This window comes from uncultured Flavobacterium sp., assembly GCF_963975005.1.
Lineage (GTDB): Bacteria > Bacteroidota > Bacteroidia > Flavobacteriales > Flavobacteriaceae > Flavobacterium.
This window is the reverse complement of the sequence record NZ_CAXBFR010000004.1, coordinates 23,058-49,191: the sequence shown is the minus strand read 5'-3', so window position 1 is coordinate 49,191 and position 26,134 is coordinate 23,058. Positions and strand designations below refer to the sequence as shown.

The following is a 26,134-nucleotide window of genomic DNA, read 5'->3' as shown; positions in this document are numbered from 1 at the left end:
TTCATCTACAATTTCTTTTATTTCTTCAACTTTTTTGACAGTATCTTTGTTTATTTCAGAAATTATAGGTTCAGTTTTTATGAAAGTTGAATCTTCAATTGCTGGAATAACAGCATTAACTTCTTCTGTTGTTGGGTTTTCAAGAACTGTTTCAATTGGTCGAATTGGAGCCAACATAAATAATCCTAAAATAGAAGCTAAAGTTATTGTTGATGTGAACCACAAACGACTTTTTACTGTATCAGGAATTTTCAACATTAATAACCAAATCAATAATCCAATTGCAATAATGTTTTTAATCATTGCTTCAATGGGCGTCATGGGAATTAATTCACCAAAACAACCACAACTTCCTGAATTTCCACCAGTTTTAAACGTTTCGTAGGCTAAATGAATTGTAAAAACAGCTAACATTAAGATTGAAACAGGTGTAATTACTTTTCTGATTTTGACTGGCAATAAAAATAATAACCCTAAAGCTAATTCAATTCCGATTAAAAATCTTGAAAAGAAAGGAGCTATGTTTTCAGAAAACCCCAAAGGATAAAGTTGTTTTACTTCAAAAGTTGAAATGGCAAAATAAGGTGATGGATATATTTTTGCAACTGCTGAAAGTATAAAAAGACCAGCAATTATTATTCTAATAATCCAAGAAAGTGCGTATTTGTTCATAAAATAAAGTTGAAATGTAAAATTACAATTTCTAAAATTAAATTTTGTTAATAGAATGTTATAGCGTTGTTATTATGAATCTTTACCCATTAATATCAAGGCAAAAATAGAGTAGTTAATCATGTCTTGATAATTAGCATCAATGCCTTCAGAAACTAAAGTTTTACCTTTGTTATCTTCAATTTGCTTTACTCGAAGTAATTTTTGAAGAATTAAATCGGTTAAGCTACTTACACGCATTTCTCTCCAAGCTTCACCATAATCGTGGTTTTTGTTTTCCATTAATTCTTTGGTTAAAGCTACTTTTTCATCATATAATTTTAAACCTTCTTCAAAACCTAAGTCAGGTTGATCTGCGATTCCTTTATCAATTTGGATTAAAGCCATTATGCAATAATTGATGATTCCTATAAATTCAGAGGTTTCATCTTCATCTACTTTTCGGACTTCATTTTCTTGTAAACTTCTAATTCTTTGGGCTTTTATGTAAATTTGATCAGTAAGTGATGGAAGTCTTAAAATTCTCCATGCACTTCCATAATCTTTCATTTTTTTCGAATATAATGATCTGCAAATGCTAATAATTGCATCGTATTGTTGTGACGTATTCTTCATTAGAATTGTATCTTTGTATATAATTTTCAAAAATAGATAATTTAGTATTAAGATTGAAGTAATAAATACAAAGATTTTGGATTTTCAGATAACAGATTTTCAGACCAAAGATGACAAACCAACAACAAACAATAAATTGCAAGGGAAACTTGATTGATTTATCGCAACCCAAAGTTATGGGGATTTTAAATATTACACCCAATTCATTTTATGATGGTGGAAAGTATAAAGATGATTTGCAAATTATAATTCAGGTTGAAAAAATGGTGCAAGATGGAGCGACTTTTATTGATGTGGGTGCTTATTCCAGTAAACCCAATGCTGATTTTGTTTCAGTGGAAGAAGAAATTAGTCGATTGATTCCAATTATTGAATTATTGGTTAAAAAGTTCCCAAACATTTTACTTTCTGTCGATACTTTTAGAAGTCAAGTTGCAAAAATTGCTATTGAAAATGGCGTTGCAATGGTAAACGATATTTCAGCAGGAATGTTAGATGATAAAATGATTGAAACTGTTGCAAAATTGCAAGTTCCTTTCATAATGATGCATATGAGAGGAAATCCTCAAACTATGCAAAGCCTAACGAATTATGAAGATATTGTAAAAGAGATGATCTATTATTTTTCTGAAAGAATCAAAGTTGCAAGAAGTTTTGGAATGAATGACATAATTATCGATCCAGGATTTGGTTTTGCAAAAACCTTGGATCAGAATTATGAAGTGCTTCATAAATTAGAGTTGTTTTCAATGTTAGATTTACCATTATTAGCTGGAGTTTCTAGAAAATCTATGATTTATAAAGCATTAGAAAATTCTCCAGAAGAAGCTTTAAATGGAACAACCGTTTTAAATACAATTGCTTTACAAAAAGGAGCAAAAATTCTACGTGTTCATGATGTAAAAGAAGCTGTGGAATGTGTAACTTTGTTTAATAAAATGAATAATTAAAAATGAAAAAAATACTTTTCATAGTAATGGTTTTGATGTTTTTTTCTTGTAAAAAACAAGACGTTCAATTGCCAAAATCCAATAAAACAATTTTAAAAGATATTCAGGATCATCCTCCTGTTTATATGTTTTTTAAAGTTACAAAAAAAGATACAACAGTCGAACTTAATCGCCAAAATACAATTAGCACAACCAATTGGGTTTATAATATTGACAAACGTTTGCCATTAAAATTAGTTATTCCAGAAGTGATGAAATTGCAAGAAAAGAAGAAAAACTCATCTCATACAAAAGAAGGAGCAATTAATGTTTACTCTTATGCAGATTCGATTGGAAAAAATTTGGCCTTTTTGCCTTTTACAAATGTGAATTATAAATATGACAAAGAGTTTTCTAAATTTTATATTATTGATAATAGTAAAGTATATATAGGTTTTCAAAATTTCAGCATCAATTTTAATAAAGAAAATAAAATTACAGTTGATGGAAATGATGTTGGAAGAGAAGAATTTGTATCCTTTATAAAAGATTATACCCCTTTTGTAAGTCAAGGTAAAACAGCCTTATTGCATTTAAATTTTGAAGTCAATTTAACTTATGAGCAATACATACAAAATAAAGTTATGCTTAATGAAGTCCTCTCAGATAGTATTGCATTTTCTCCAATAGAATTCATTTACGATACCAAAAAATTACCTGAATGTGGTTGTAAGCTTTAAAATTTAGAATTTAGAAGCCTTTTCTAACTTCTAATTTCTGAATTCTAAATTCATTATTCATGATGATAAGGTTCATTTTTTAAAATCGTAAAACCACGATAAAGCTGTTCAATTACAAACAACCTTACCATTTGATGGGAGAAAGTCATTTCCGATAAAGAAACTTTTCCGTTGGCTTTTTGATAGACGGTTTCACTAAAACCATAAGGTCCACCAATTACAAAAACTAACGTTTTAATTCCAGCATTCATTTTCTTTTGTAGAAATTCTGAAAACCCAATACTTGAAAATGTTTTTCCGTTTTCGTCTAGTAAAATTAAGTTGTCAGTCGGTGTAATTTTAGATAAAATTAATTCACCTTCTTTTTCTTTTTGTTGAGCTTCGGAAAGGTTTTTTACGTTTTTTATATCAGGAATAATTTCCAAATCAAATTTGATGTAAAAAGACAAACGTTTGGTATATTCTTCAATTAATGTTTGAAGATTTTTATTGTCTGTTTTACCAATTGTGATTAGTTTGATGTTCATTTTATAAGTTTTTGCAAATGTACAATTCTTTATTTATTGATAATCTTCATACCAATTAAACTTGTTTTGAATGATTTGTCTTTTGTTTTCTTTGATGAAGTTTAGATAAGCTTTTGCAATAGGAGAAAGTGATTTTTGTGATTGCCAAATCAAGTTCCATTCCGTTTTTGTAGGTAAACCTTTTACAGGGATGATTTTTAAATCTCCTTTTTGTAATTCATTTTTAATACCAATCAAAGGCATTATAGAAAGGCCTAAGCCGGCAATTACAGCTTGTTTTACAGCTTCGTTTGAAGTCAGCTCCAGTTTGTTTTTAATTTTTAATTGATTGTTTTCAAAAAAACGTTCCATTTTAAAACGAGTTCCAGAACCATTTTCTCTATATATAATAGGAAAATCTGTGATTTTTTTAGGTGAAATTATATTTTTTGGCATTTCAAAATCGCGGTTAGCCACTAAGAAAAGTTTGTTTTGCATTAATTCTTCATTAAATACCCTTAAGTTTTCGGGTAAAATTGAAACTAAAGCGAAATCAACTTCATTTTTTTCAAGACTTCTAATGACTTTTGACTTGTTGGTAACGTCTAGTTGAAGATCAATGCCTTCATGTTGTTTTAAAAAATCGGATAGAAAATAAGGTATAATATATTTAGCAGTAGAAACTACAGAAATTTTTAAAGTTCCTGTCAAGTGTCCTTTGAAAGCTAAAGTTTTGAATTGAATTTCTTGTACTTCATTATTTATTCTTCTGGCAATTTCTGCAATTTCATCTCCAAATTCGGTTACATATAATTGTCTACCAATAATTTCGGTTAAAGGGATTTCAAATTGGTCTTGAAAATTTCTCAATTGAATGGAAACTGCAGGTTGAGTTAAATGTAATTCTTCAGCAGCTTTAGTAATGCTCTTAGTTTCTACAATTTTTAAAAACACTTGCAATTGGTGTAATGTATAATTCATAAAATATATTTATGTAAAGTATATAATATATAAATAAAAACTAATGACAATAAAATATAATATTTGCAAAAGAATTTATGATAAAATAATAATGCATAAATATAAATTATAATTATGAATTTTTTAAAAGAATCCAAAAATAATTTTATTAAATAATTACTAATTAATAAATACAAATAATTATGACACGAATTACAGTAGCAAAAGGAGATGGAATTGGTCCAGAAATTATGGATGCAACATTGAAAATTATCAAAGCAGCAGGTGCAAAAATTGAAATTGATGAAATTGAAGTTGGAGAAAAAGTATATTTATCGGGTAATACTTCAGGAATAGCCAATGAATCGTGGGATATAATTAGAAGAAACAAAATTTTTTTAAAAGCACCAATCACAACGCCTCAAGGTGGTGGATATAAAAGTTTAAATGTAACGACAAGAAAATTTTTAGGTTTATATTCTAATGTTAGGCCTTGTATGAGCTTGCATCCTTTTGTGGAGACCAAACATCCTAACATGGATATAGTAATTGTTAGAGAAAATGAAGAAGATTTATATGCAGGTATTGAACACCAACAAACTGATGAAGTAGTTCAATGTTTAAAATTAATAAGCAGACCTGGTTGCGAAAAGATCATTCGATACGCATTTGAATATGCAAAAGTTTACGGAAGAAAAAAAGTGACTTGTTTCACAAAAGACAATATCATGAAGCAAACTGACGGATTGTTTCATGAGATTTTTGACGAAATAGCATTAGAATATCCAGAAATTGAAAACGAACATTGGATTATCGATATAGGTGCTGCAAAAATGGCAGATACGCCAGAAATTTTTGATGTAATTGTTACTTTAAATCTTTATGGTGATGTGATTTCTGATATTGCAGCTCAAATTGCAGGTTCGGTTGGTTTAGCTGGATCAGCTAACATAGGCGAAGAATGCGCTATGTTTGAAGCTATTCATGGATCTGCTCCCAGAAGAGCTGGTCAAAACATGGCTAATCCTTCAGGTTTATTGGAAGGAGCTGTCATGATGCTAAATCATATTGGACAAACAGAAGTTGCAGAAAAAGTTCAAAATGCTTGGTTAAAAACGATTGAAGACGGAATTCATACTTATGATATTTATAAAGAAAATATTAGTAAAGTAAAAGTTGGGACCAAAGAATTTGCGGAAGCAGTAATAGAAAATTTAGGGCAAAAACCCTCTATATTAAAAGTAGTTAATTTCTCAAAAGATGCCGTTTTAACCTTGCCAAAATATGAGAAGAAAACACCAAAAAATAAGGAATTAGTTGGTGTAGACTTATTTGTACATTGGAATGGAACGAATCCAGATGAAATAGCTGAAATTCTTCAAAGTATAAATACAGAAAATAAAGAATTGACGATGATTACTAATAGAGGGATTAAGGTTTGGCCTGAAGGATTCAACGAAACTTATTGTACAGATCATTGGAGATGTAGATTTAAGCCTACAAACGGAAAAATAATGTTTAAAAATCAGATAATTACGCTATTAACTAGAGCTCTGGAAGCTAAAATAGATGTCATTAAAACTGAAAATTTATATGAATTTGATGGAAAATCTGGATATTCTTTAGGTCAAGGACAATAAAAGAGAATTTTAAAATTGACATTATAAGCTAAACAACAATGATTTATGTTGTTGTTTAGTTCTTATATAAATAATGTTTATGAAACTCATTAAAAATATAAATAAAAATATATGAATAAGTTTATGGAATTTTGCCTCATGAAAAACAATACCCTTAAGAAAACTAAATTAATTTTTGCAACAGTTATTTATCTGATTTTGTTATTTATGGCTTTTCTTAAGCCACAATCAACTTTAATATCAGATAGTTTAATGGTTGGGTCAACTCTTTTTTATGGGTTGTATTCCATGTCAATTTTAATTAGTAATCAGAATATAACTAAAAACAATTAAAATGGAAAATCAGAAAGAATTTAAATTAGTAAAAGGTGTTTTTTCTCCAGAAGAAGCTAAAGAAGTGTTGTTTAAGTTGGTTAACAGTAAAATTAAGTATCATCAATTGGAAAAGTTTAGTTTGGCTGAGCGAAATGCAGGTGATGTAAATTATTCTGAAGAAAGAATTCATCAGTTAGAATCTTCTAAAAATCAAATAGAAAATCAAATTAACCTGGCTCAAAAAGAAAACAAATCCATTAAGATTGATGGTACAATTGTTTTAGAGTTCATAGATAAGTTTTAATGTTTCAAGGTAGAAAACTACTAATTGCAACTAAACACAAAAAGGAAGAAGTAATCGTTCCTTTTTTTGAAAAACATCTACAAGTAGAATGTTTTGTAGCTATTGAATTTGATACAGATTTACTAGGTACTTTTTCTGGAGAAATAGAACGAAAATTAGATGTAATTGAAACTTTAAGACAAAAATGCTTGTTAGCTCTTAAAAATACAACTTTTGATTTAGTAATAGCTAGTGAAGGTTCATTTGGAGCACATCCAACACTTTTTTTTGCTCAAGCTGATGATGAATTGCTGATGTTTAAAGACATAAAAAATGACATCGAAATAATTGCAAGACATATTTCAGTTGAAACTAATTTTGAAGGCATGCTCATGAACAATACAAAAGCAATCGAGGATTTTGCCTCAAAAGTAAAATTCCCTTCACATGGAATCATTCTTAAATCTTCAGAAAATAAACCAGAAATAATTATAAAAGATATTCTTTCACTTTCTGAATTGATTATTGCCTTCAAAAAATTAAATAAAAGCCATGAATTTGTATTTGCAGAAACAGATATGCGAGCACATAGAAATCCAACACGAATGCAAGTTATTAAACAAGCAACAGAAAAACTAATTGAAAAAATAAGGACATTATGTCCTTCCTGTCAATTTCCTGGTTTTGAAGTAAAACAAATAAATACTGGTTTACCTTGTGGTTTTTGTGGTTTGAAAACAAAATCAACTTTAAGTTACACTTATGGTTGTGCAAAATGTGATTATAAAGAAGAAAAGTATTTCCCTCTTGATAAAAAAATAGAAGATCCAATGTATTGTGATTATTGTAATCCTTAAGTTATGAAAATAAGTAACGATATTAATGAAGCTGCTTTTTGGTTAAGTCAAAATAAAGTTGTGGCAATTCCGACCGAAACAGTGTATGGATTGGCTGCAAATATTTATAATGAAGAAGCTGTAAACTCAATCTATAAAATTAAAAATAGGCCTTCCAATAATCCTTTGATTGTTCATATAAAATCAACGCGTGAATTGTATAAATATGTCGAAAATATTCCAGTCAAAGCAAGTTTATTAGCAAAGTATTTTTGGCCAGGACCATTGACATTAGTGTTAAAAAAAGCAGCTCATATTCCAGATTATATAACCTCTAATAAAGATACAGTTGCAATAAGAGTTCCAGCTCATCCAGCCGCTTTAAAATTATTGGAAAGTTTGCTTTTCCCTTTAGCAGCTCCAAGTGCAAATCCGTCCAATAGTGTGAGTTCAACTACTGCTCAACATGTTTTGGATTATTTTGGAGATAAATTGCCTTTTATTTTAGATGGTGGTTTGTGTGCAAAAGGATTAGAGTCTACAATTGTAGGATTTGAAAAAGGAGAACCAATTATTTATAGGTTAGGAGCTTTATCCATTGAACATATAGAGAGAGTGATAGGAAAAGTTGAAATAAGAAATAACGCTACTCAAAGTCCAAACGCACCAGGTATGTTTTCTAAGCATTATGCTCCAAAAACACCTTTGTTTATAACAAAAGATTTAGAAGCATTTTTAACAGAAAACACTACAAATAATATTGCTTTTTTAGGATTTGATAAGTCTTTAAGTCATTCAAAAATTACTCAAAATTATCTTTTGTCTGTAGAGGGAAATTATGATGAAGCTGCAGCCAATTTATATAAAACCTTAATCGAAATGGATTCAAAAAATTTCGATTTAATAGTAACCCAATATTTACCCGAAATAGATTTAGGAAAATCTATAAACGACAGACTTTCAAGAGCTGCATTTAAAATAAATTAAAAACCCAACTATGAATTTAGATTTACTGATCGACAACTTAAAAAACCCAGCTTTATTATTTTTTATTTTAGGAATAATTGCTGTACGCTTAAAAAGTGATTTGGCTATTCCAGAGAATTCTTCCAAGTTCATTTCTTTATATCTTTTGTTTGCAATTGGATTTAAAGGTGGTCAAGAATTAGCGCACAGTGAATTTTCAATGGAAATTATTTACTGTATTATTTTTGGACTTTCAACAGCTGTTTTGATTCCTATTATTACCTTTTTTATACTAAAGAAAAAGCTATCAGTTTCTAATGCTGGTGCTATTGCTGCAGCCTATGGTTCTGTAAGCGCTGTAACTTTTGTAACAGCCATTTCTTTTCTTGAATTACAAGACATCACTTTTAATGGACACATGGTAGCTGTAATGGCTTTGATGGAAGCACCTGCAATTATCGTAGGAGTTGTTTTAATTCGCATGTTTTCATCTAAAAAAGAAACGGATGCATCTCAATCTTTAGGATCAATTATAAAACATTCTTTTACCAACGGAAGTGTTCTTTTAATTTTAGGAAGTTTAGTAATTGGATTTTTGGCAAGTGACGAACAAGCGTTAGGTATTAAACCTTTTACAAACGATTTGTTTAAAGGGTTTTTAGCGATTTTTCTCTTAGATATGGGAATTGTTTGTGGTAAAAAATTAAAAGATTTTTTAAAGAATGGAGCTTTTACAACAGTTTTTGCTATAGTAGTTCCATTGATAAACGGAATTATATTTGCTTGCTTAAGTGGTTTTTTTACTCAAAATATTGGTGATAGATTCATGTTAGCCGTTTTAGCAGCAAGTGCTTCATATATAGCCGTTCCTGCTGCCATGAAGATTGCAGTACCTAAAGCAAATCCGGGAATTTTTATTCCAATGGCTTTAGCAATTACTTTTCCTGTCAATATTACTATAGGAATGCCGATTTATATGTTTGTGATTATGTCTTGTTAAAAAATTAAATTAATTTATACTAACTAAGGTATTTTTAAGTTATTCTAAAATAACATCATAAAATGAAATACCTTTTTTTAGTAGTTTTTTTAGTAGTCTTTAGTTGTAAAGAAGTTTCTTCGGAAAAATTTCTTTCTGAAATAGTTAATAAGGAAAAGTCAACTAAAGACTATTCTAAAAAACATCAAGAAGCTTTAACTTATTCTGAAGCTAATGGTTTTAACGAAAACTATTATTTTTTAGTTGATATGAGTATTCATTCAGGTAAAAATAGGTTTTTTGTTTACGATTTTATTTCAGAAACTATTACAGATAAAAATCTTGTAACCCATGGAAGTTGCGATAAATTTGAAGATAATGAAACCAAATGGGAAAAAGCAAAGTTTAGTAATACAAAAAATAGTCATTGTTCATCAAAAGGGAAGTTTAAAATTGGTAAACGCGATTATAGTAGTTGGGGTATAAATGTAAAATATTGGTTGCAGGGTTTAGAACCTTCAAACAATAATGCTGTTGAAAGAGTAGTGGTGCTTCATTCTTGGAATGCTGTTAAAAATAAAGAAATTTATCCTAAATATTCACCATTAAGTTGGGGTTGCCCTGCAGTTTCTAATGAATTTATGAAAGTACTAGATGAGAAATTGAAAACATCTGAAAAGCCAGTACTACTTTGGATTATGGAATAATTTTCTTTTTCGAATTTTCATCAGTTAAATCACTAAGATGTACTCGTAGTGCATTTACAGAAATACTAATTTCCCAAAACGATAAAGCTAGCGATATCAATAAAGATAACATACTTGCTCCAAATAGAAAAATACTAATTAATTGCTGCTCAACGAAAAGTAACAACATTGCAAAAACAGATAAAAACAAACACATTACTCCAAATAATTGCATGTAGCGAATTAAAGTTAATCTCAAATTTAGGTTTTTAATTTGAAGTAATATGCTTTTATTATGTTCTTGGTCATATGTTTTTTTAAGACCTCTTACAATTTGAGCGATAGTTAAAAACCTATTGGTATAAGCTAGTAAAATTAAAGAAGTTGCAGAAAAAAGGAGTGCTGGAGTTTCTATGTTTAGTGTCATGATCTAATTTTCGTAGTTTATTATAATTTCATCTGTATTTAACCTAACTTTTAGCCATTCTTTCATTTGATTTCTTTCTTTAGAATTTATTTTTTCTTTAGATTTTAGATTAGAAATCCAAATATTTTTCTGTAGGGAATCATTTACTAAAGTAGATGGTTGCAAAACAAAATTTTCAATAGAAGGATATTGTGCTTTTAGTTCTTTATAAATTTGAGTAGTTAATGTTTTTTGTTTGTGAATACTGTCCAATTGATTAGATAGATTTTCGATAAGAATAGCTTTTTCACTAATGGCATTAGTTAATAGTTTTTCTTGATCGTTATTGTTGCTTTCATTTAAATATGAAAAACCTTGTTGAATTTTTAAATCACAGTCTTGAAGATAATATCTATTTAATTTAACTTTTAACACATCTACAGCACTATCCTTTATTAATAATCCTCCATAAGTTAATACAATCTCCTTGCCATCAGCATTTATAGTCTTTTTTAATAAATAATTGTCTGGTAAGTTAGCTTCATTGTTAATAAATTCGTTGGCTTTTTTCTCAAATTTATTTTTTTGCACAATGTCATATCCAAAATAAATACTTGGAATTAAAGTTATGATTACTATTATCCAAACAATTCTATTTACTCTGGCTTTTTCTTTTTCATCAGGATGGACTTTAAAAGGAAATTTTAAAAGTCGAGCAGTAATTAAGGTCGCCAAAGCAATAAAAACGGTATTAATTAAGAATAAATAGAAAGCACCTAAAAAATATTCCCATCGTAAAGTTGCTAAACCATACCCAGCAGTACATAATGGAGGCATCAACGCAGTTGCAATAGCTACACCAGGAATGACGTTTCCTTTTAGTTTACTTGAAGTAGCTAAAATTCCAGCTAAACCACCAACAAAAGCAATTAATACATCATAAATTGTTGGAGAAGTTCTGGCTAATATTTCAGTATGAGCATCATTTATTGGTGAAATTGCAAAGTATAAAGTTGAAGTAACCAAACCAACAGCAGCAGCAAAAAGATAATTATAACCAGCTTTTTTAAGCAATGTTAAATCATTAATAGCCATTCCTAAACCCAACCCCATAATTGGTCCCATTAAAGGAGAAATTAACATAGCCCCAATAACTACAGCAGGGGAATTTATATTTAAACCCAATGATGCAATAAAAATAGCAAATACTAAAACCCAAAGATTGGTTCCTTGAAAATCAACACCATTATAGATAGATTCAATAACATTTTTGAAACTTTCTTTTTCTCTGTTTAATTTAAAATTGTCTAATATATTCATGTAGGCTTATTTCTGTAGTGTAAAAATACATTTTCTTTTTTGATTTTTTTTCATAAAAAATCCGATATGAAGTTCATATCGGATTTTTGATTCCTTATTTATATTTTATTTAATTTTTTAAATATTTCTCTAAAAACTGGTCTTGTTCCCACAATAAATGAAAAATATTTTCTTGAGCAACATAACCATGACTTTCTTTTGGCAAAAGAACCATTCTTACTGGAGCACCTAATCCTTTTAAAGCTTGAAAATAACGTTCCGTTTGCAAAGTAAATGTACCAGGATTGTTATCTGCTTCACCATGAACTAATAACAAAGGAGTTTTCATTTTTTGTGCATTCATAAATGGTGACATTGTGTTATAAATAGCAGGAACATCCCAATAATTACGTTGTTCACTCTGAAAGCCAAATGGAGTTAATGTTCTGTTGTAAGCACCACTTCGTGCAATTCCACAAGCAAATAAATTAGAGTGTGTTAGTAAATTTGCAGTCATAAACGCACCATAACTATGTCCACCAACAGCCACTTTTGCTTTGTTGATATAACCTAATTTGTCAACAGCATCAATTGCAGCTTCAGCATTTCCAACTAATTGTTGGATAAAAGTATCGTTTGGTTCTGTTTCTCCTTCTCCTACAATTGGAAAAGCAGCATCATCCAAAACTGCATAACCTCTAGTTACCCAATAAACAAATGAACCATAATATGGGAAAGTGAATTCATTAGGATTTTGTGTACTTTGTCCTGCACTGTTTTTGTCTTTATATTCTCTAGGATAAGCCCAAATTAATAAAGGTAATTTTTCTTTTTTCTTCATATCATAACCAGCTGGTAAATATAAAGTTCCAGATAAATCTACACCATCTTTTCTTTTGTAATTGATTACTTCTTTATATACATTTTTAATACTTTCAAAAGGATTTGCAAACTGAGTTATTGCTGAAACTTTTTTGCTTTTCAAATTTCGCATGTAGTAATTTGGATATTCATTTTTAGATTGAAGTCTTATCATTACTTCTCCTTTTTTTATATCTTCTAATGAAAGTAAATCTTCTTTTTTGTCTTTATAAGCAGATTGATATAATCGTTTTGGAGTTAATGTTTTTAAACTAAATTCGTCTATAAATGGGAATTGACCATCTTTTGTATAACCATCTCCCATTAGGTATAAATTATTGTTTTCTACTAACAATACATTTTGTCCAAATTCATTTCTGTGTGTTTCAAAATTACCTGGATCAGAGTAAATATCTTGTGAATTTCTATCTGAAATAATTTTTGGTGTTACAGCACTATTTGATGGATCAAAAAGATATGTTTTTGTGTTTCTTGTATCGTACCAACTATCATAGGCAATAGCTACATTTTTTGTGCCCCAAGTAATTCCAGAATAACGTTGTTTTGTTTTTAAAATAGATGTAGGCTTTAAAGTAAAAGGAGCATCCCAAGAAAAAACTTCATCTCTAAATTCCACTTCATTTGCTGGGTCACCTCCGTCTAAAGCTTCAACATAAGATAAAGTTGCAGGTAAATCATTTCTCCAACCCATGCTTCTTATTCCTTTTCTAGTCGCCATAAAACCTTTTGGTCTAATTTCGTCTAAAGGTACTTCATTCACCACTTTTACGGACTTTCCACTTGCATCATAAATTGTAGATGTTATAGGGAAACGACTTACAGAAACTATATAAGAAAATGGTTTCTCAACTGTGTTTATCATAATGTAGTTTCCATTAGGTGAAAAAGTTTCTCCAGCATACATAGCTGCTTCTTTGAATAATGTTTTTGTTCCTTTTAATGAAACTTTATATAATTCTGAAGTAATTAAACTTTCAAAATTAGCCTCGTCAGTTTTGTTTTTTAATAAATCTTGATAGGTTCTATTTTGAGATTTTGAACCATCACTAGTTGAAACAGTTGGTCCAGTTGGAATATCTTTCAACGTATCAATTAAAGCAGGTTTGTTTGCAGGTAAAGTTCTAATTAAGATGTTTTCACTGTCATTAAACCAACTTGCTGGATTTCCAATATTTGCATTTATAATTCCTTCGGTTAGTTTTTTAGCTGAAGCTGAAGCAACATCAATAACCCATAATTCAACTCCTTTTTGAGTGGTTTGTGTAAATGAAATTTTCTTATAGTTTGGTGACCAAGAAATATTTGTAATTCGAGGATTTTTTGGTAAATCTGAAACTTGAGTAAGATTTTTATCAGAAAATTTTCTGATTTTTAAATTGTTGATGTAAGTTACTGAACTTGAAATGTTGGTAATTGGGTTAATTCGTAAACCCCCTAATTTCATTTCATCTTGATTTAAATCTTCAAGATTTTTGTATGTATTTCTATAACTAAACAAAATATATTGACGCTCTTTATCCATAGATATTGAAGGTGCTCTTTCATAATCCGCTAAAGCCAAAATCTCTTTTGGAGGTGTTTGGTAAGAAACATTTTCTTGCGAAAAACCCAAAAATCCTATAAATAGGAAAAGTAAGTGTAAAAATTTTAATTTCATAAGTTGATTGATTTTGTTTTTTTGAAAGCTCTAAAATACGTAGTTTTAATAAAAAAGCAAAGATAAATGATAAAAAAAAGGCTAAATTTTATTAATTTAAAAATTTTGGTAATAAAATCATTTACTAATTTGATAATTTGGTAAATTTGTCGCTTAAATATTTCAAATTTACTATTTATGTATCATTCAAAAATAACAGGATTGGGTTTTTATGTGCCTGATAATATTGTCACTAATGATGATTTGTCTAAAAAAATAGACACCAATGACGAATGGATTCAAGAACGAACAGGAATTCAAGAACGAAGACATGTCATAAGAGGAGAAGATACAACTACTTCAATGGGTGTAAAAGCTGCTGAGATTGCCATTGAAAGAGCAAAAATAGCAAAAGAAGATATAGATTTTGTTGTGTTTGCAACTTTAAGTCCGGATTATTATTTTCCTGGCCCAGGAGTTTTAGTGCAAAGAGATTTGGGTTTAAGAACGGTTGGAGCTTTAGATGTTCGTAACCAATGTTCTGGATTTGTGTATGCCATTTCGGTTGCTGATCAGTATATTAAAACTGGAATGTATAAAAACATTTTAGTAATCGGTTCAGAATTGCATTCAACCGGTTTAGATATGACAACTCGTGGAAGAGGCGTTTCTGTGATTTTTGGAGATGGAGCAGGAGCAGCCATTTTATCTAGAGAAGAAGATTTGTCAAAAGGAATTTTATCGACCCATTTACATTCAGAAGGTCAACATGCGGAGAAATTAGCTTTAATAGCACCAGGTATGGGAAAAAGATGGGTAACAGATATTCTTGTAGATAACGATCCAGATGACGAAAGTTATTATCCTTATATGAATGGACAATTCGTGTTTAAAAATGCAGTAGTTCGTTTTAGTGAAGTTATTAATGAAGGATTAGAAGCTAATAATTTACAAGTTTCAGACATTAATATGTTGGTTCCTCATCAAGCAAATTTAAGAATTTCTCAATTCATACAAAAGAAATTTAAGTTGACGGATGATCAAGTATTCAATAACATACAAAAATACGGAAATACTACAGCGGCATCTATTCCCATTGCTTTAACAGAAGCTTGGGAACAAGGGAAAATCAAAGAAGGAGATTTAGTTGTTTTAGCAGCTTTTGGAAGTGGTTTTACTTGGGGAAGTGTTATTATTCGTTGGTAGTTTGTTAAGAATTTGGATGAAAGAATAAAGATAAAAGACATCACAAAAACCATAAAAAATGCAGTTCAACCGAATTGCATTTTTTTTATGCTAAAATATTTCAAAATCTAAAGCCTAAATTTACTACATTTGCACCTTCAAAAAATACATTAAATGACTTTACATCAAATTCTTACAGAGCAGATTCAAGACGCAATTCAAGAACTTTTCAATTTAACTATTGAAACAATTGAATTTCAAGCGACTAGGAAGGATTTTGAAGGTGATGTAACGATGGTTGTTTTTCCATTAGTAAAGATTTTAAAAGGTAATCCTGTTGAAATTGGAACTAAAATAGGAACACATTTAGTTGGTAAAAAGGACGTCGTAAGCCGTTTTAATGTTGTGGGTGGTTTTTTAAATTTAGTAATTTCAGATGATTTTTATGTAAAATTCTTCAATTCAATTAAGAATAATGAAGATTTTGGATTCGTAAAAATAGATGAAGATGCTAAAGCCATTATGGTTGAGTATTCTTCGCCAAACACAAACAAGCCTTTGCATTTAGGACATATTCGTAATATTTTATTAGGCTATTCTGTAGCTGAAATCATAAAAGCATCAGGAAAAAAAGCCTATAAAACTCAAATCATTAACGATAGAGGAATTCACATTTGTAAGTCCATGTTAGCTTGGCAAAAATATGGTGAAGGACAAACTCCAGAATCAACAGGTTTAAAAGGAGATAAATTAGTTGGGAATTTCTATGTAGAATTTGATAAGAACTACAAAAAAGAAATTGCTGTATTGATGGCTGAAGGAAAAACTGAAGATGAAGCTAAAAAATTAGTACCATCAATTGTTGAAGCGCAACAAATGTTATTAAAATGGGAAGCTGGTGATGAAGAAGTTGTAACGCTTTGGAAAACTATGAACCAATGGGTTTATGATGGTTTTGAACAAACGTATAAAAACTTAGGAGTAAACTTTGATAGTTATTATTACGAAAGCAACACGTATTTATTAGGTAAAGAAGTAGTTCAATTTGGATTAGAAAAAGGGATTTTTGAAAAAGATCCTGATGGTTCAGTTTGGATTGACTTAACGGAAGATGGTTTAGATAGAAAAATTGTATTGCGTTCTGATGGAACAGCCGTTTACATGACACAAGATATTGGAACAGCTATTCAACGTGTAAAAGATAATCCAGATATTGGTGGAATGGTTTACACTGTTGGAAATGAGCAAGATTATCATTTTAAAGTATTATTCTTAATCCTAAAGAAATTAGGTTTTGAATGGGCAGAAAGCTTATTTCATTTATCATATGGAATGGTTGAATTGCCTTCAGGGAAAATGAAATCTCGTGAAGGAACAGTGGTTGATGCGGATGATTTAATGGCAGAAATGATTGCAACATCACAAAGTATTTCAGAAGAATTAGGAAAATTAGATGGTTATTCTGAAGAAGAAAAATCTAGTTTATATGAAACAATTGGAATGGGTGCTTTGAAATATTATATGTTGAAAGTTGATCCAAAAAAACAAATGCTTTTCAATCCAGAAGAGTCAGTTGATTTTGCTGGAAATACAGGACCTTTTATTCAATACACTTATGCTCGTATTCAATCTATTTTGCGTAAAGCAGATTTTGATACTTCTAAAGAAGTAAACATTAAACTACACGAAAAAGAAAAAGAATTAATCAAACAAATTCAAATGTATCCTGATGTAATTCAGAGTGCGGCTACAAATTATAGTCCAGCTTTAATTGCAAATTATACGTATGAGTTAGTAAAAGAATTCAATTCGTTTTATCAAAATGTTTCTATTTTAGGAGAAACGGATGAAGCTAAAAAGATATTCAGAGTTCAATTGTCTAGAACAGTTGGAAATACTATAAAATCAGCCTTTCAACTATTAGGAATTCAGGTTCCTGAACGAATGTAATTCATTTTCTGAACGTGGAAACTAACAAGAACTATTTCTTTCAAGCTTTTTTGTTGCTGATCATTTCAGCAGGAGCTTTTATTGCATTTAAAACAGTTTTACCAAAAAAATTATTAGAACAAAGTAAATTAGAATCAAAAAATGTAGTCATTGATAGTTTGCTTTTAGATGCAATTGAAGAAGATACTAATGCTGAAAGCAATGAATTAGTAGATGAAAAGGATTCATTAATCAAGAAAGTAATTACTTTTAAAGCTAATCCAAAATCTGGTGTAAAATATGCTTCAGAAAAATTTGATAATTATAAAGGATATCAACATGTAATTCCTTTTTACGAAAAATTACAACAATTAGAAGCTACAAAAACAGGAAGTGTTAGAATTGCTTATTTTGGAGATTCCATGAATGATGGCGATATGATTGTGCAAGATATTCGAAAGCTTTTTCAGGATCAATTTGGTGGTCAAGGAGTTGGTTTTGTGAATATTACTTCCGAATCTGCAAGTTCAAGAGCTAAATTGGAAAACACAATCTTATTTAAAAACCAAAAAGCCAATACGTTCTTTTGGAGTAAACGGACATGTCTTTTTTGCAAATGATACATTGCATACAACTTGGGTAAAGTTCAAAGCCAACAATTATAAGCATTTAACACAATTAAATAATCCAACGTTGTATTATGGAAATTCAACCAACAAAGAAGCAATGGTTTCTTATGTTATTGGAAAAGATACTATTTATAAGAAACTGAATGGAGAAAGTCAATTGAACACTTTAAAATTAGCCGATAATTTAAAAAGTGTGAAAGTCAATTTCATTAACGCAGAAAATGTGCCAATTTATGGCTTCAATTTTGATGATGGAAAAGGAGTTCATGTAGATAATTTTTCTAATAGAGGAAATTCAGGATTGCCTATTTCAATTTTTAATGTTGGAATGATGCAAGCTTTTGATAGCAAATTAAATTATGATTTAGTAGTACTGCATTATGGAACAAATGTGCTAAATTATGGTACTTATGATTATTCATGGTACGAAAAACGAATGACAAAAGTTGTGAATCATATTAAACAATGTTTTCCTGGAGTTGCCGTTTTAATTGTGTCAACAGCAGATAAATCAACTAAATATGATTTAGAAATGAAAACCGATTCGGCAGTTGTTCCTCTAGCTATGGCTCAAAAGAAATATGCCGTAAAATCTGAAGCTGGATTTGTAAATTTATATACATTAATGGGTGGCGATGGTTCTATGGTTCAATGGGTTGAAGGAGTTCCGTCAAAAGCCAATAAAGATTATACGCATTTTAATTACACAGGTTCAAAAGAAATAGCGCAATTGATTTATAATGAAATATTTAACGGCTATTCACTTTTTAAAACTCTAAATAAAGGATATATTGTTCCCAAACGAAAAAATGACAGTGTTTACACCAAAATTGATAGTACAAATGAATAAAGGCCTAATTTTTATTTTGGTGATGACTTTTCAATTTTGTTTTTCGCAAGATGTGGATTCATTATACACCAAAGTTGACTCTATTCAAGTTGCAACTGATTCTGTTGTTTTTTCTGAATATTCAAATAGAATTATCAACGATAAAGCTATAAGTAAATCGCTTTACGCTTTAGATGCTATTGAAAATAAACAATATAAAAAGTTACGCATTGTTCATATAGGAGATTCTCATATTCAGGCAGATATTATGACAGATTATATGAGACAAAATCTTCAAAAAAAATTTGGTAATGCAGGTTTAGGTTTTGCTTTTCCTTATAAAATGGCAAAAACGAATGGTTCTTATCTAGCTAAATTAACTTCAGATATTTCATTTGATTCTTATAGAAATATAAAAGCTATTGATACTTTACCTGTTGGTTTAAGTGGAATTGCTATTTATACAGATAAAAAAGACTTTTCAATTGAGTTGAATGTAAAAGATGATTACAAATTTAATTCGATAAGAATCATAACACCAAATAACCAAAATTCTTTTTTTGTAGCCAATACATTTGAAGTTAAAAACGAAATTATTCAAACAGAAGTTCCTAAAGAAATTCCTAAGAAAATTACTGGTTATACTACTAGAAAAATTAATAAAACAATAAATCACAAAATTAAAAAAGGTGAAGTTTTATCAATTATTGCCAACAAATATGATGTAAGTGTTTCCGAAATTAAGAAAGCTAATCACTTAAAGTCGGATAACATTAATTATGGCAAAACATTAAAAATTCCAACAATAGTTACACAAAGAATTCCAATTGAAGAAACAGATACAAATGATATAGCTTCCGTTGAATTTGAAATTGTGACTAAAGAAGTAGCTACTAAAAAATTCCTTCCTTTAAATCAAATTTCCTATCCAATGTCGCATGATTATTACAGTCAAACAGCCATGGATAAAATTTTTATCATTCCAAATTCTGATTATACTGCTTTTGCTTTAAACGGAATTATACTAGAAAACGACAACCCTGGAGTAATTTATAGTTCAATTGGTGTTAATGGTGCAAAATGTTCAGATTTTAACAAATATGATATGTTTTTTCAGCAATTAACAGCTTTAGAGCCTAATTTAATTGTCATTTCTTTTGGAACTAACGAGAGTTTCGACAAATTAGATAATGATGTATTTATTGAAAGGTTAAATCAATTAATTGATAAAATTAGATTGTTTAATTATGAGGCTGAAATTTTAGTTACAACACCACAACCCTCGCAATTTGGTAGAAAAAGCAAAAACTATTTAGTAGAACAATATACTAAAAGTATTATTGATCAAGCTGAAATAAAGAATTATGCTGTTTGGGATATGTATAATGATTTAGGTGGTGCAAAAGAGGTGAATACAAACTATAGAAACGGTTTAATTACTTCAGATAAAGTGCATTATACTTACAAAGGCTACAAAAAACAAGCAGACGATTTTTATGAAGCGTTGATGCAAACTTATCAATTTTATAAATCAGCAAAATAATTCTTGAAAACAATTCAAAACATTAACAATTGGATTATTCAAAACATTGGCGTTTTGGATGCTGAAACTATTAATAGTTGGTTTATTTATAATCCAGAACGACCATTATTATTTAATAGTGCCTTGTTTTTAGGATTTTTTATTGTTTTCTATCTTATCTACATTCTGACTAAGAAAACACATTATTTCAGAATCACTTATGTGGTTTTGTTTTCATTGTTTTTTTATTATAAATGTAGTGGAATTTACTTTGGGTTATTGATATTTTCTTCTATTTTAGATTACTCTTTAGCAAAGTTAATTCATGAAGAGAAAAGCAAAGGCTATAGGAAATTTTATTTGATAGTCAGCCTTTTGGTAAATTTAGGATTGTTAGCCTATTTCAAATATACCAATTTTTTCATTGATAATATCAATACTATTTTAGATAGAAATTTTGCTTTTTATGATATTATTCTTCCTGTCGGAATTTCGTTTTATACCTTTCAAACACTAAGTTATACTATTGATGTTTATAGAAAAGAATTAGAGCCTACCAAAAGTTTTATAGATTTTTTGTTCTTCGTTTCATTCTTCCCTCAATTAGTAGCTGGACCAATCGTAAGAGCAAAAGATTTTATTCCACAGATTTATGAAAAACTAAGACTTTCTAAAGAAGATTTTAATAATGCTTTGTTCTTAATTATTGGCGGTTTATTAAAGAAAGCTGTTATTTCAGATTATATTTCCATCAATTTTGTAGATAGAGTTTTTGATGCACCAAACAGTTATTCATCCTTTGAAAATTTAATGGCTTCTTATGGTTATGCTATTCAAATTTATTGTGATTTCTCTGGATATTCAGATATTGCTATTGGTTTAGCTTTATTAATGGGGTTTTGGTTGCCAGCCAATTTTAGAACTCCATATCAATCAGGTTCTATAACAGAATTTTGGAGAAGATGGCACATTTCATTGTCAACTTGGTTGAGAGATTATTTATACATTTCATTAGGAGGAAATAGAAAAGGAAATTTCAGAACATACATCAACTTATTCTTGACTATGTTATTAGGAGGTTTATGGCATGGTGCAAATTGGAAATTTGTTTTTTGGGGAGTTTTACACGGAACTGCTTTAGTTGTAGAGAAATTTTTTAGTAAATTCATTAAATTACCTAAAAATTACTTTGTTCGTTTTATTCAAGTTGTATTAACATTCCATTTTGTTGTTTTTGCTTGGTTGTTTTTTAGAGCCAAAGATTTTACAACAGCTTTTCAAATTGCAGAAAATATTGGAAACTTAACCTTCGATTTAGAAAAATGGCAAACTATAATTTTAGGTTATCAGAATGTATTTATATTATTAGCTATTGGTTTTATATGGCACTTTTTACCTATGAAAGTTATTGATGGATTAAGAATAGCTTTCAACAAAACACCATTGCCGTTAAAAGCAGTTTTATTTGGATTAATCTTTTGGTTAATTTATGCAACTGCTTCAGCTGGGCCGCAACCATTTATTTACTTTCAGTTTTAAAAATAAAAAAAATGGCAAGTATTTCACTTGCCATTTTTAATTTTACATACTCTGTATTATTTTTTTAAAATGGTATTTAGCACTAAATCTTTGTCTAATTTTTTGGTACAGAAGAACCAATCTTTACAATCTAAGTTTTCAGTATCTTCCATTCTGTCTTGAGCCACTCCGCAAGAACCAGCTGTTGGAACTATTACTTCGTCACCTGGTTGCCAATCAGCTGGGCAAGCAACTTGAAACGCATCAGCAGTCTGTAAAGCAAGCAAAGCTCTATATATTTCTTGAAAGTTTCTACCAATACTTAAAGGATAATATAAAATAGTTCTAATTATTCCTTTTGGATCTACAAAGAAAACAGCTCGAACAGCTTGTGTACTGCTTTCACCAGGTTGAATCATACCATATTTATTAGATACTTTCATAGAAATATCTTCAATTAAAGGAAATTTTACTTCTATGTTTTTCATTCCTTTATATTCAATTTTTTCTTTGATGGTTCTTAACCATGCAATGTGACTATATAATCCATCTATTGATAAGCCTAATAATTCACAATTTGCATCATTAAATTGTTTTTCCATATTTGCAAATGTCATAAACTCAGATGTACAAACAGGTGTGAAATCAGCTGGATGACTAAAGAAAATTACCCATTTTCCTTCATAATCTTTAGGGAAATTAATTGGTCCTTGTGTACTTACAGCATTAAATTCTGGAGCTTTATCTCCAATTCTCGGCATTACATTTATTACTTGATCTTCCATAATTATATATTTATATTATTACTGTTTTTGTTGATACAAATTTCTGGCTTAAAAATATAAATATATGTAATATAGTTGCTTGCGTATTGTTTTTATTTATTGTATTTTTTTAATTAATAGTTTTTAATTATAATAAAATAACAATTTCTTATATTTTTTCTTTTTTAGTTGTTCAGTATGATTTCAAGAGTACATTTCTAGTTTGTTTAGTGATTTGATTTTTTTATTGCAATTAAAATTATTCCAGTTTACTTTTTTCTTTAAAAACATTTATCTAATAAAATAAATACCGATTATCTGTATGATATATTCGTTGTATATGATTTTTTAAAAGGTATGTTTCTGACTGTCAGTTATAAACAATTTTAATTAAATTAGGTTAATAAAAAAAAAATCAAAGAAAGTATAATTTCAAAAAAAATAATACTTTTGAATAAAAGATATAAATTATGAGTACAGATAAAAAAATCACTAAAGTAGGAGGTTCAGATAAACCAAGTACATCTAATTCAGACTATACATTTGTTCCTACAGCGGAAAGTAAGTCTCAAGCCAATCAATTTAGAATGTTCTCAGTCTTATTATGGCTTGGAGCAATAGTAGCTCAAGTTTTTGCTATTAGAATGTTTCTAAAAGCTGTGAATACTGGAGAATCACCTATCAATGTTTGGGTAATTGGACTTATTGTTTTAGACTTAATTCTTGTTTTTGCAGGTTCAATTTTATGGAAAAAGTCAAACAGATTAGATCCACCATCAGAAAAGAATAAGTTTTTATTCTACATGCAAAATCAATTAGGAGTAATTATGGCTTTTGTAGCTTTCTTACCTTTAATTATTTTTATATTAACAAATAAAAAAGTTGATGGAAAAAGCAAAGCTATTTTAGGAAGTATAGCTGGAGTAGCTTTATTAATTGCGGGAATTGGTGGTTTTGAATCAAACATGGCTTCAGTGGAACAATATACAGAACAAACTAGACAAGTTGAAGACTTAACAGGTTCTAATCACGTTTATTGGACAAAATCAGGAAAAAGTTATCATTTATACAGCGACTGTGGATATATAAACGGAAAAAGAACAAATGAAATTTTTGAAGGTTCAGTAGCTGAAGCTAGAGAATTAAAAAATATTACAGATTTATGTGATAGATGTGAAAATAGAGCTAAAAAAGCAAATGATGAAATTATACAACCAGATGTAGATGCTGAAAAAGCAGCAACAATTCCGCTTGATTCATTAAAGTAATTCAGGTTTTAAATTAAAGCAAAAAGGGATAATTTTTTAATTATCCCTTTTTTTTTATTTGTAATAGTTTTAGAGTTATTAAAAACCATAATTTACATTCAAAAACACATTTCTACCCATTCTTGGTATATTGTTCCAATCGGCAAAAGTTGAATATTGACTATCTAATATGTTTTCAATTCCAGCTTTAAGGTTTAATTTGTTTTGATTTAAATCAAAAGTATAATTTGAAGCAAAGTTCAGAATTGCATAATCTGGTTTTTTAATTTCTCCGTAAGTTGGAGCATAATTAGTATGAATCAAATTTCCTTGAAGACCTATTTTAGAAGCAAATTTTCTTTTCTTAAATTGAAATTTAGAATTATAAGCTAATGGACTAATGAAAGGCAAGTTTTCATCATCACTTCCTTTTCCGTAGCTGTATGTAATTTGATTTATCCATTTTAAATCATTGGTCAAATAGGTTTCAAAATCAAAAACTGACTTAATTAAAGTAGCATAATCTAAAGCAGTATAAATTTTTACACCACTTGCTCCAATAGTCATGGGTAAAATAGAAGAATCTGGTGTTCCAATAATGTAATTTGAAATATGAAAATAAGAAGTAGTTAACGAAGTTTTAAATTTTGAAGGCTTATAGCTAATAGCAAAAGAACCTTCAATTGATTGTTCATTTTTTAAATCAGGATTTCCTACATAATCATATCTGTCAAAACTATTAAATAAATAAAATCCATAAGCTTCAGAAATAGATGGAGCTCTTTCTCCATAAGCCAGTCCAAAATTAAAGCCAAAGTTTTCTTTTTTCCAATTGTAATTTGAAGCTAAACTTTTAAGTATTCTACTTTTATCAGCTTCTGTATTTGGGTAAAAAATCTGTAAACTTTCTAATCCGAATGTGCTTTTAATTTCATTAAAATGATTTCCCAAACTTGCTGATACTTTTAAGCTTGAATTAGGATTAAATGCATATGTATTATCTAAATAAATTCCATTGTAAGAAGTAACAACATCAGGCCAAGTCAACATAAACATTATATTTTCATTTGGATCACTTGGATACATAGTCATTTCTGCTTTTGAACGATTATAAAACGAATTGAAAGTAGCTAAAAATGAATTCTTTTTTACATTTCCGTTCAAGTTTAAGTACATTCCATACGTATCACTCCAACCAGGCATATCCATATGAATAGCAACGTTAGGTCGCTTTGTGTCATCCATTGTATGTGTAATTGTGTTGTAGTAAACCTTAGTTTCTAATTTATTTATAATGCTGTTTTGTGGTAAATATTCAAATTTTAAAGATGTAATTAAAGCTTCAGCCAAAGAAACATCCATAGGTAGAGCAGGATAACCAACATCTGTAGCTTTATCATAAATAACTGCACCTTCAATGTATTTGTTTTTATTGAACAAATAACCCGCTGTAGTTGAGATGTTTAATTTTCTGAATTGAGAAAATATAACTTCATTGTTGTTGCCAGCTTTGTAATTTTCGGCATCTCTAAACATGATATTGTTGTCAATAAAAAACGAATTATCGACATAATTTAAAGCAGCACCAATAATTTTTTGTTGATTGTTAAATTCATAACCCGAGTTGATATAACCGTTAATTCCTTTTTTAGCGAATGTACTTTTACTTCTTTTTAAATCTAAAGAACCACCAATTGTTGGTCCGTGACACCTTCCACTTTGACCAGAAAAAATTTCAGCTTCCGATAGATTTGAAACTTCAACATAAGAAGTAATGGGATCCATTTTGTCTGTACAAGCCCCAAAAATCCGCATACCATCAATTGTGATTACAGTTCTTTCTGTATTCATATTATTGATGTTTGGTTCCCATGCATAACCACCTCTTTTTATCATTTCAACGGTTCCTGCTTGTTGTAGGTATTCGTCAATTGTTGCTAGAGGTTTAAATTGCTTTTGTTCTAATTGTGCTTGTTTACCAATAAGGATAACTTCTTTTAAATCAATTTTTCTCAAAGAATCTACTTCGATTTCTTGGGCAAAAAGAGAAGTCATGCTAATAAATAAAATAGCGATGAAATATATATTTTTCATTTTTTTGATATAAAGATTTTCTATGAATCGAAAATCAATTATTGTAAGATTTGAAAAATTAAAAAGG

General features: G+C 29.1%; 24 protein-coding genes. 15 read left to right on the top strand and 9 right to left on the bottom strand.

The features are described from left to right. Together AACZ53_RS01265 and AACZ53_RS01260 are read right to left on the bottom strand one after the other, a co-directional pair. The coding region (locus tag AACZ53_RS01265; protein ID WP_339833801.1) for a MauE/DoxX family redox-associated membrane protein at positions 1 to 672 on the bottom strand (672 nt) is incomplete at its 3' end. 72 nt (positions 673 to 744) lie between these two features. Further along, positions 745 to 1,287, bottom strand: coding sequence for a DUF1599 domain-containing protein (locus tag AACZ53_RS01260; RefSeq protein WP_339833799.1), 543 nt, complete (start codon positions 1,285 to 1,287; stop codon positions 745 to 747). Between the two features lie 110 nt (positions 1,288 to 1,397). Here AACZ53_RS01260 and folP point away from each other — a divergent pair, with 110 nt between their 5' ends. Together folP and AACZ53_RS01250 are read left to right on the top strand one after the other, a co-directional pair. Next, positions 1,398 to 2,237 (top strand): dihydropteroate synthase, encoded by an 840-nt coding sequence (gene folP / locus AACZ53_RS01255; protein ID WP_339833797.1) that lies wholly within the window; start codon positions 1,398 to 1,400, stop codon positions 2,235 to 2,237. Positions 2,238 to 2,239: 2 nt separating this feature from the next. After that, on the top strand, positions 2,240 to 2,956 hold the full coding sequence (locus tag AACZ53_RS01250) for a hypothetical protein (RefSeq protein WP_339833794.1): 717 nt from the start codon (positions 2,240 to 2,242) through the stop codon (positions 2,954 to 2,956). A gap of 53 nt (positions 2,957 to 3,009) precedes the next feature. On the opposite strand, the gene rlmH is transcribed toward AACZ53_RS01250, so the two are convergent. Then, on the bottom strand, positions 3,010 to 3,483 hold the full coding sequence (gene rlmH / locus AACZ53_RS01245; RefSeq protein ID WP_339833792.1) for a 23S rRNA (pseudouridine(1915)-N(3))-methyltransferase RlmH: 474 nt from the start codon (positions 3,481 to 3,483) through the stop codon (positions 3,010 to 3,012). A 33-nt stretch (positions 3,484 to 3,516) separates the two neighbouring features. Then, the gene (locus AACZ53_RS01240; protein WP_339833790.1) at positions 3,517 to 4,443 is read right to left on the bottom strand and encodes a LysR family transcriptional regulator; all 927 of its coding nucleotides are present in this window, start codon (positions 4,441 to 4,443) and stop codon (positions 3,517 to 3,519) included. Positions 4,444 to 4,625: 182 nt separating this feature from the next. Between AACZ53_RS01240 and AACZ53_RS01235 the strand changes: the two genes are divergently transcribed. The 6 genes from AACZ53_RS01235 (at position 4,626) to AACZ53_RS01210 (ending at position 10,148) form a co-directional block, all read left to right on the top strand. Further along, on the top strand, positions 4,626 to 6,062 hold the full coding sequence (locus AACZ53_RS01235; RefSeq protein WP_339833787.1) for an NADP-dependent isocitrate dehydrogenase: 1,437 nt from the start codon (positions 4,626 to 4,628) through the stop codon (positions 6,060 to 6,062). 334 nt (positions 6,063 to 6,396) lie between these two features. Then, positions 6,397 to 6,681 (top strand): hypothetical protein, encoded by a 285-nt coding sequence (locus AACZ53_RS01230; protein ID WP_339833785.1) that lies wholly within the window; start codon positions 6,397 to 6,399, stop codon positions 6,679 to 6,681. Further along, the gene (locus AACZ53_RS01225) at positions 6,681 to 7,517 is read left to right on the top strand and encodes a DUF6671 family protein (protein ID WP_339833783.1); all 837 of its coding nucleotides are present in this window, start codon (positions 6,681 to 6,683) and stop codon (positions 7,515 to 7,517) included. The genes AACZ53_RS01230 and AACZ53_RS01225 overlap by 1 nt, the downstream gene beginning before the upstream one ends. 3 nt (positions 7,518 to 7,520) lie before the next feature. After that, complete coding sequence (locus tag AACZ53_RS01220; RefSeq protein ID WP_339833781.1) at positions 7,521 to 8,483, top strand: L-threonylcarbamoyladenylate synthase; 963 nt, start codon at positions 7,521 to 7,523, stop codon at positions 8,481 to 8,483. Between the two features lie 10 nt (positions 8,484 to 8,493). Further along, positions 8,494 to 9,462, top strand: a complete 969-nt coding sequence (locus AACZ53_RS01215) for a sodium-dependent bicarbonate transport family permease (protein ID WP_339833778.1) — start codon at positions 8,494 to 8,496, stop codon at positions 9,460 to 9,462. 62 nt (positions 9,463 to 9,524) lie between these two features. Then, the gene (locus tag AACZ53_RS01210) at positions 9,525 to 10,148 is read left to right on the top strand and encodes a murein L,D-transpeptidase catalytic domain-containing protein (protein WP_339833775.1); all 624 of its coding nucleotides are present in this window, start codon (positions 9,525 to 9,527) and stop codon (positions 10,146 to 10,148) included. Here AACZ53_RS01210 and AACZ53_RS01205 read toward each other — a convergent pair. The 3 genes from AACZ53_RS01205 to AACZ53_RS01195 all read right to left on the bottom strand — a co-directional run bounded on the left by AACZ53_RS01205 (position 10,138) and on the right by AACZ53_RS01195 (position 14,371). Then, positions 10,138 to 10,554 carry a DUF2721 domain-containing protein gene (locus AACZ53_RS01205; protein ID WP_339833772.1) on the bottom strand — a complete coding sequence of 139 codons (417 nt, stop codon included), beginning with the start codon at positions 10,552 to 10,554 and terminating at the stop codon, positions 10,138 to 10,140. The genes AACZ53_RS01210 and AACZ53_RS01205 overlap by 11 nt on opposite strands. A 3-nt stretch (positions 10,555 to 10,557) precedes the next feature. Further along, the gene (locus AACZ53_RS01200) at positions 10,558 to 11,853 is read right to left on the bottom strand and encodes a DUF389 domain-containing protein (RefSeq protein ID WP_339833769.1); all 1,296 of its coding nucleotides are present in this window, start codon (positions 11,851 to 11,853) and stop codon (positions 10,558 to 10,560) included. 109 nt (positions 11,854 to 11,962) lie between these two features. Next, positions 11,963 to 14,371 carry a prolyl oligopeptidase family serine peptidase gene (locus AACZ53_RS01195; protein WP_339833767.1) on the bottom strand — a complete coding sequence of 803 codons (2,409 nt, stop codon included), beginning with the start codon at positions 14,369 to 14,371 and terminating at the stop codon, positions 11,963 to 11,965. Positions 14,372 to 14,548: 177 nt separating this feature from the next. Here AACZ53_RS01195 and AACZ53_RS01190 point away from each other — a divergent pair, with 177 nt between their 5' ends. The 6 genes from AACZ53_RS01190 (at position 14,549) to AACZ53_RS01165 (ending at position 21,983) form a co-directional block, all read left to right on the top strand. After that, positions 14,549 to 15,556, top strand: coding sequence for a beta-ketoacyl-ACP synthase III (locus AACZ53_RS01190; RefSeq protein WP_339833764.1), 1,008 nt, complete (start codon positions 14,549 to 14,551; stop codon positions 15,554 to 15,556). A 153-nt stretch (positions 15,557 to 15,709) separates the two neighbouring features. After that, complete coding sequence (gene argS, locus AACZ53_RS01185) at positions 15,710 to 17,485, top strand: arginine--tRNA ligase (protein WP_339833762.1); 1,776 nt, start codon at positions 15,710 to 15,712, stop codon at positions 17,483 to 17,485. A gap of 14 nt (positions 17,486 to 17,499) precedes the next feature. Continuing rightward, positions 17,500 to 18,084, top strand: coding sequence for a hypothetical protein (locus AACZ53_RS01180; RefSeq protein ID WP_339833759.1), 585 nt, complete (start codon positions 17,500 to 17,502; stop codon positions 18,082 to 18,084). 4 nt (positions 18,085 to 18,088) lie between these two features. Further along, positions 18,089 to 18,943 (top strand): hypothetical protein, encoded by an 855-nt coding sequence (locus AACZ53_RS01175; protein WP_339833757.1) that lies wholly within the window; start codon positions 18,089 to 18,091, stop codon positions 18,941 to 18,943. Then, positions 18,936 to 20,465, top strand: a complete 1,530-nt coding sequence (locus AACZ53_RS01170) for a LysM peptidoglycan-binding domain-containing protein (RefSeq protein ID WP_339833755.1) — start codon at positions 18,936 to 18,938, stop codon at positions 20,463 to 20,465. Before AACZ53_RS01175 ends, AACZ53_RS01170 begins: the two co-directional genes overlap by 8 nt. A 21-nt stretch (positions 20,466 to 20,486) precedes the next feature. Next, a complete protein-coding gene (locus tag AACZ53_RS01165) occupies positions 20,487 to 21,983 on the top strand; it encodes an MBOAT family protein (RefSeq protein WP_339833803.1) in 1,497 nt (498 codons plus the stop codon). Positions 21,984 to 22,039: 56 nt separating this feature from the next. Here the strand turns inward: AACZ53_RS01165 and AACZ53_RS01160 are convergent, their stop codons facing one another. After that, entirely contained in the window at positions 22,040 to 22,747 is a 708-nt protein-coding gene (locus tag AACZ53_RS01160; RefSeq protein WP_339833753.1) for a peroxiredoxin, read from the bottom strand. Positions 22,748 to 23,196: 449 nt separating this feature from the next. Here AACZ53_RS01160 and AACZ53_RS01155 point away from each other — a divergent pair, with 449 nt between their 5' ends. After that, on the top strand, positions 23,197 to 23,994 hold the full coding sequence (locus AACZ53_RS01155) for a hypothetical protein (RefSeq protein WP_339833751.1): 798 nt from the start codon (positions 23,197 to 23,199) through the stop codon (positions 23,992 to 23,994). 78 nt (positions 23,995 to 24,072) lie between these two features. On the opposite strand, the gene AACZ53_RS01150 is transcribed toward AACZ53_RS01155, so the two are convergent. Continuing rightward, positions 24,073 to 26,067 carry a TonB-dependent receptor gene (locus AACZ53_RS01150; RefSeq protein WP_339833748.1) on the bottom strand — a complete coding sequence of 665 codons (1,995 nt, stop codon included), beginning with the start codon at positions 26,065 to 26,067 and terminating at the stop codon, positions 24,073 to 24,075. Positions 26,068 to 26,134: the final 67 nt, after the last annotated feature.

What these genes read in the sequence shown, in the direction of transcription:
- AACZ53_RS01170 (WP_339833755.1), top strand. Translation starts at nt 18,936, where the DNA reads ATGAATAAAGGCCTAATTTTTATTTTGGTGATGACTTTTCAATTTTGT.
- folP (WP_339833797.1), top strand. Translation starts at nt 1,398, where the DNA reads ATGACAAACCAACAACAAACAATAAATTGCAAGGGAAACTTGATTGAT.
- AACZ53_RS01240 (WP_339833790.1), bottom strand. Translation starts at nt 4,443, where the DNA reads ATGAATTATACATTACACCAATTGCAAGTGTTTTTAAAAATTGTAGAA.
- AACZ53_RS01220 (WP_339833781.1), top strand. Translation starts at nt 7,521, where the DNA reads ATGAAAATAAGTAACGATATTAATGAAGCTGCTTTTTGGTTAAGTCAA.
- AACZ53_RS01235 (WP_339833787.1), top strand. Translation starts at nt 4,626, where the DNA reads ATGACACGAATTACAGTAGCAAAAGGAGATGGAATTGGTCCAGAAATT.
- AACZ53_RS01200 (WP_339833769.1), bottom strand. Translation starts at nt 11,853, where the DNA reads ATGAATATATTAGACAATTTTAAATTAAACAGAGAAAAAGAAAGTTTC.
- AACZ53_RS01260 (WP_339833799.1), bottom strand. Translation starts at nt 1,287, where the DNA reads ATGAAGAATACGTCACAACAATACGATGCAATTATTAGCATTTGCAGA.
- AACZ53_RS01210 (WP_339833775.1), top strand. Translation starts at nt 9,525, where the DNA reads ATGAAATACCTTTTTTTAGTAGTTTTTTTAGTAGTCTTTAGTTGTAAA.
- AACZ53_RS01195 (WP_339833767.1), bottom strand. Translation starts at nt 14,371, where the DNA reads ATGAAATTAAAATTTTTACACTTACTTTTCCTATTTATAGGATTTTTG.
- AACZ53_RS01250 (WP_339833794.1), top strand. Translation starts at nt 2,240, where the DNA reads ATGAAAAAAATACTTTTCATAGTAATGGTTTTGATGTTTTTTTCTTGT.
- AACZ53_RS01205 (WP_339833772.1), bottom strand. Translation starts at nt 10,554, where the DNA reads ATGACACTAAACATAGAAACTCCAGCACTCCTTTTTTCTGCAACTTCT.
- AACZ53_RS01215 (WP_339833778.1), top strand. Translation starts at nt 8,494, where the DNA reads ATGAATTTAGATTTACTGATCGACAACTTAAAAAACCCAGCTTTATTA.
- AACZ53_RS01190 (WP_339833764.1), top strand. Translation starts at nt 14,549, where the DNA reads ATGTATCATTCAAAAATAACAGGATTGGGTTTTTATGTGCCTGATAAT.
- AACZ53_RS01150 (WP_339833748.1), bottom strand. Translation starts at nt 26,067, where the DNA reads ATGAAAAATATATATTTCATCGCTATTTTATTTATTAGCATGACTTCT.
- rlmH (WP_339833792.1), bottom strand. Translation starts at nt 3,483, where the DNA reads ATGAACATCAAACTAATCACAATTGGTAAAACAGACAATAAAAATCTT.
- AACZ53_RS01230 (WP_339833785.1), top strand. Translation starts at nt 6,397, where the DNA reads ATGGAAAATCAGAAAGAATTTAAATTAGTAAAAGGTGTTTTTTCTCCA.
- AACZ53_RS01155 (WP_339833751.1), top strand. Translation starts at nt 23,197, where the DNA reads ATGAGTACAGATAAAAAAATCACTAAAGTAGGAGGTTCAGATAAACCA.
- argS (WP_339833762.1), top strand. Translation starts at nt 15,710, where the DNA reads ATGACTTTACATCAAATTCTTACAGAGCAGATTCAAGACGCAATTCAA.
- AACZ53_RS01225 (WP_339833783.1), top strand. Translation starts at nt 6,681, where the DNA reads ATGTTTCAAGGTAGAAAACTACTAATTGCAACTAAACACAAAAAGGAA.
- AACZ53_RS01160 (WP_339833753.1), bottom strand. Translation starts at nt 22,747, where the DNA reads ATGGAAGATCAAGTAATAAATGTAATGCCGAGAATTGGAGATAAAGCT.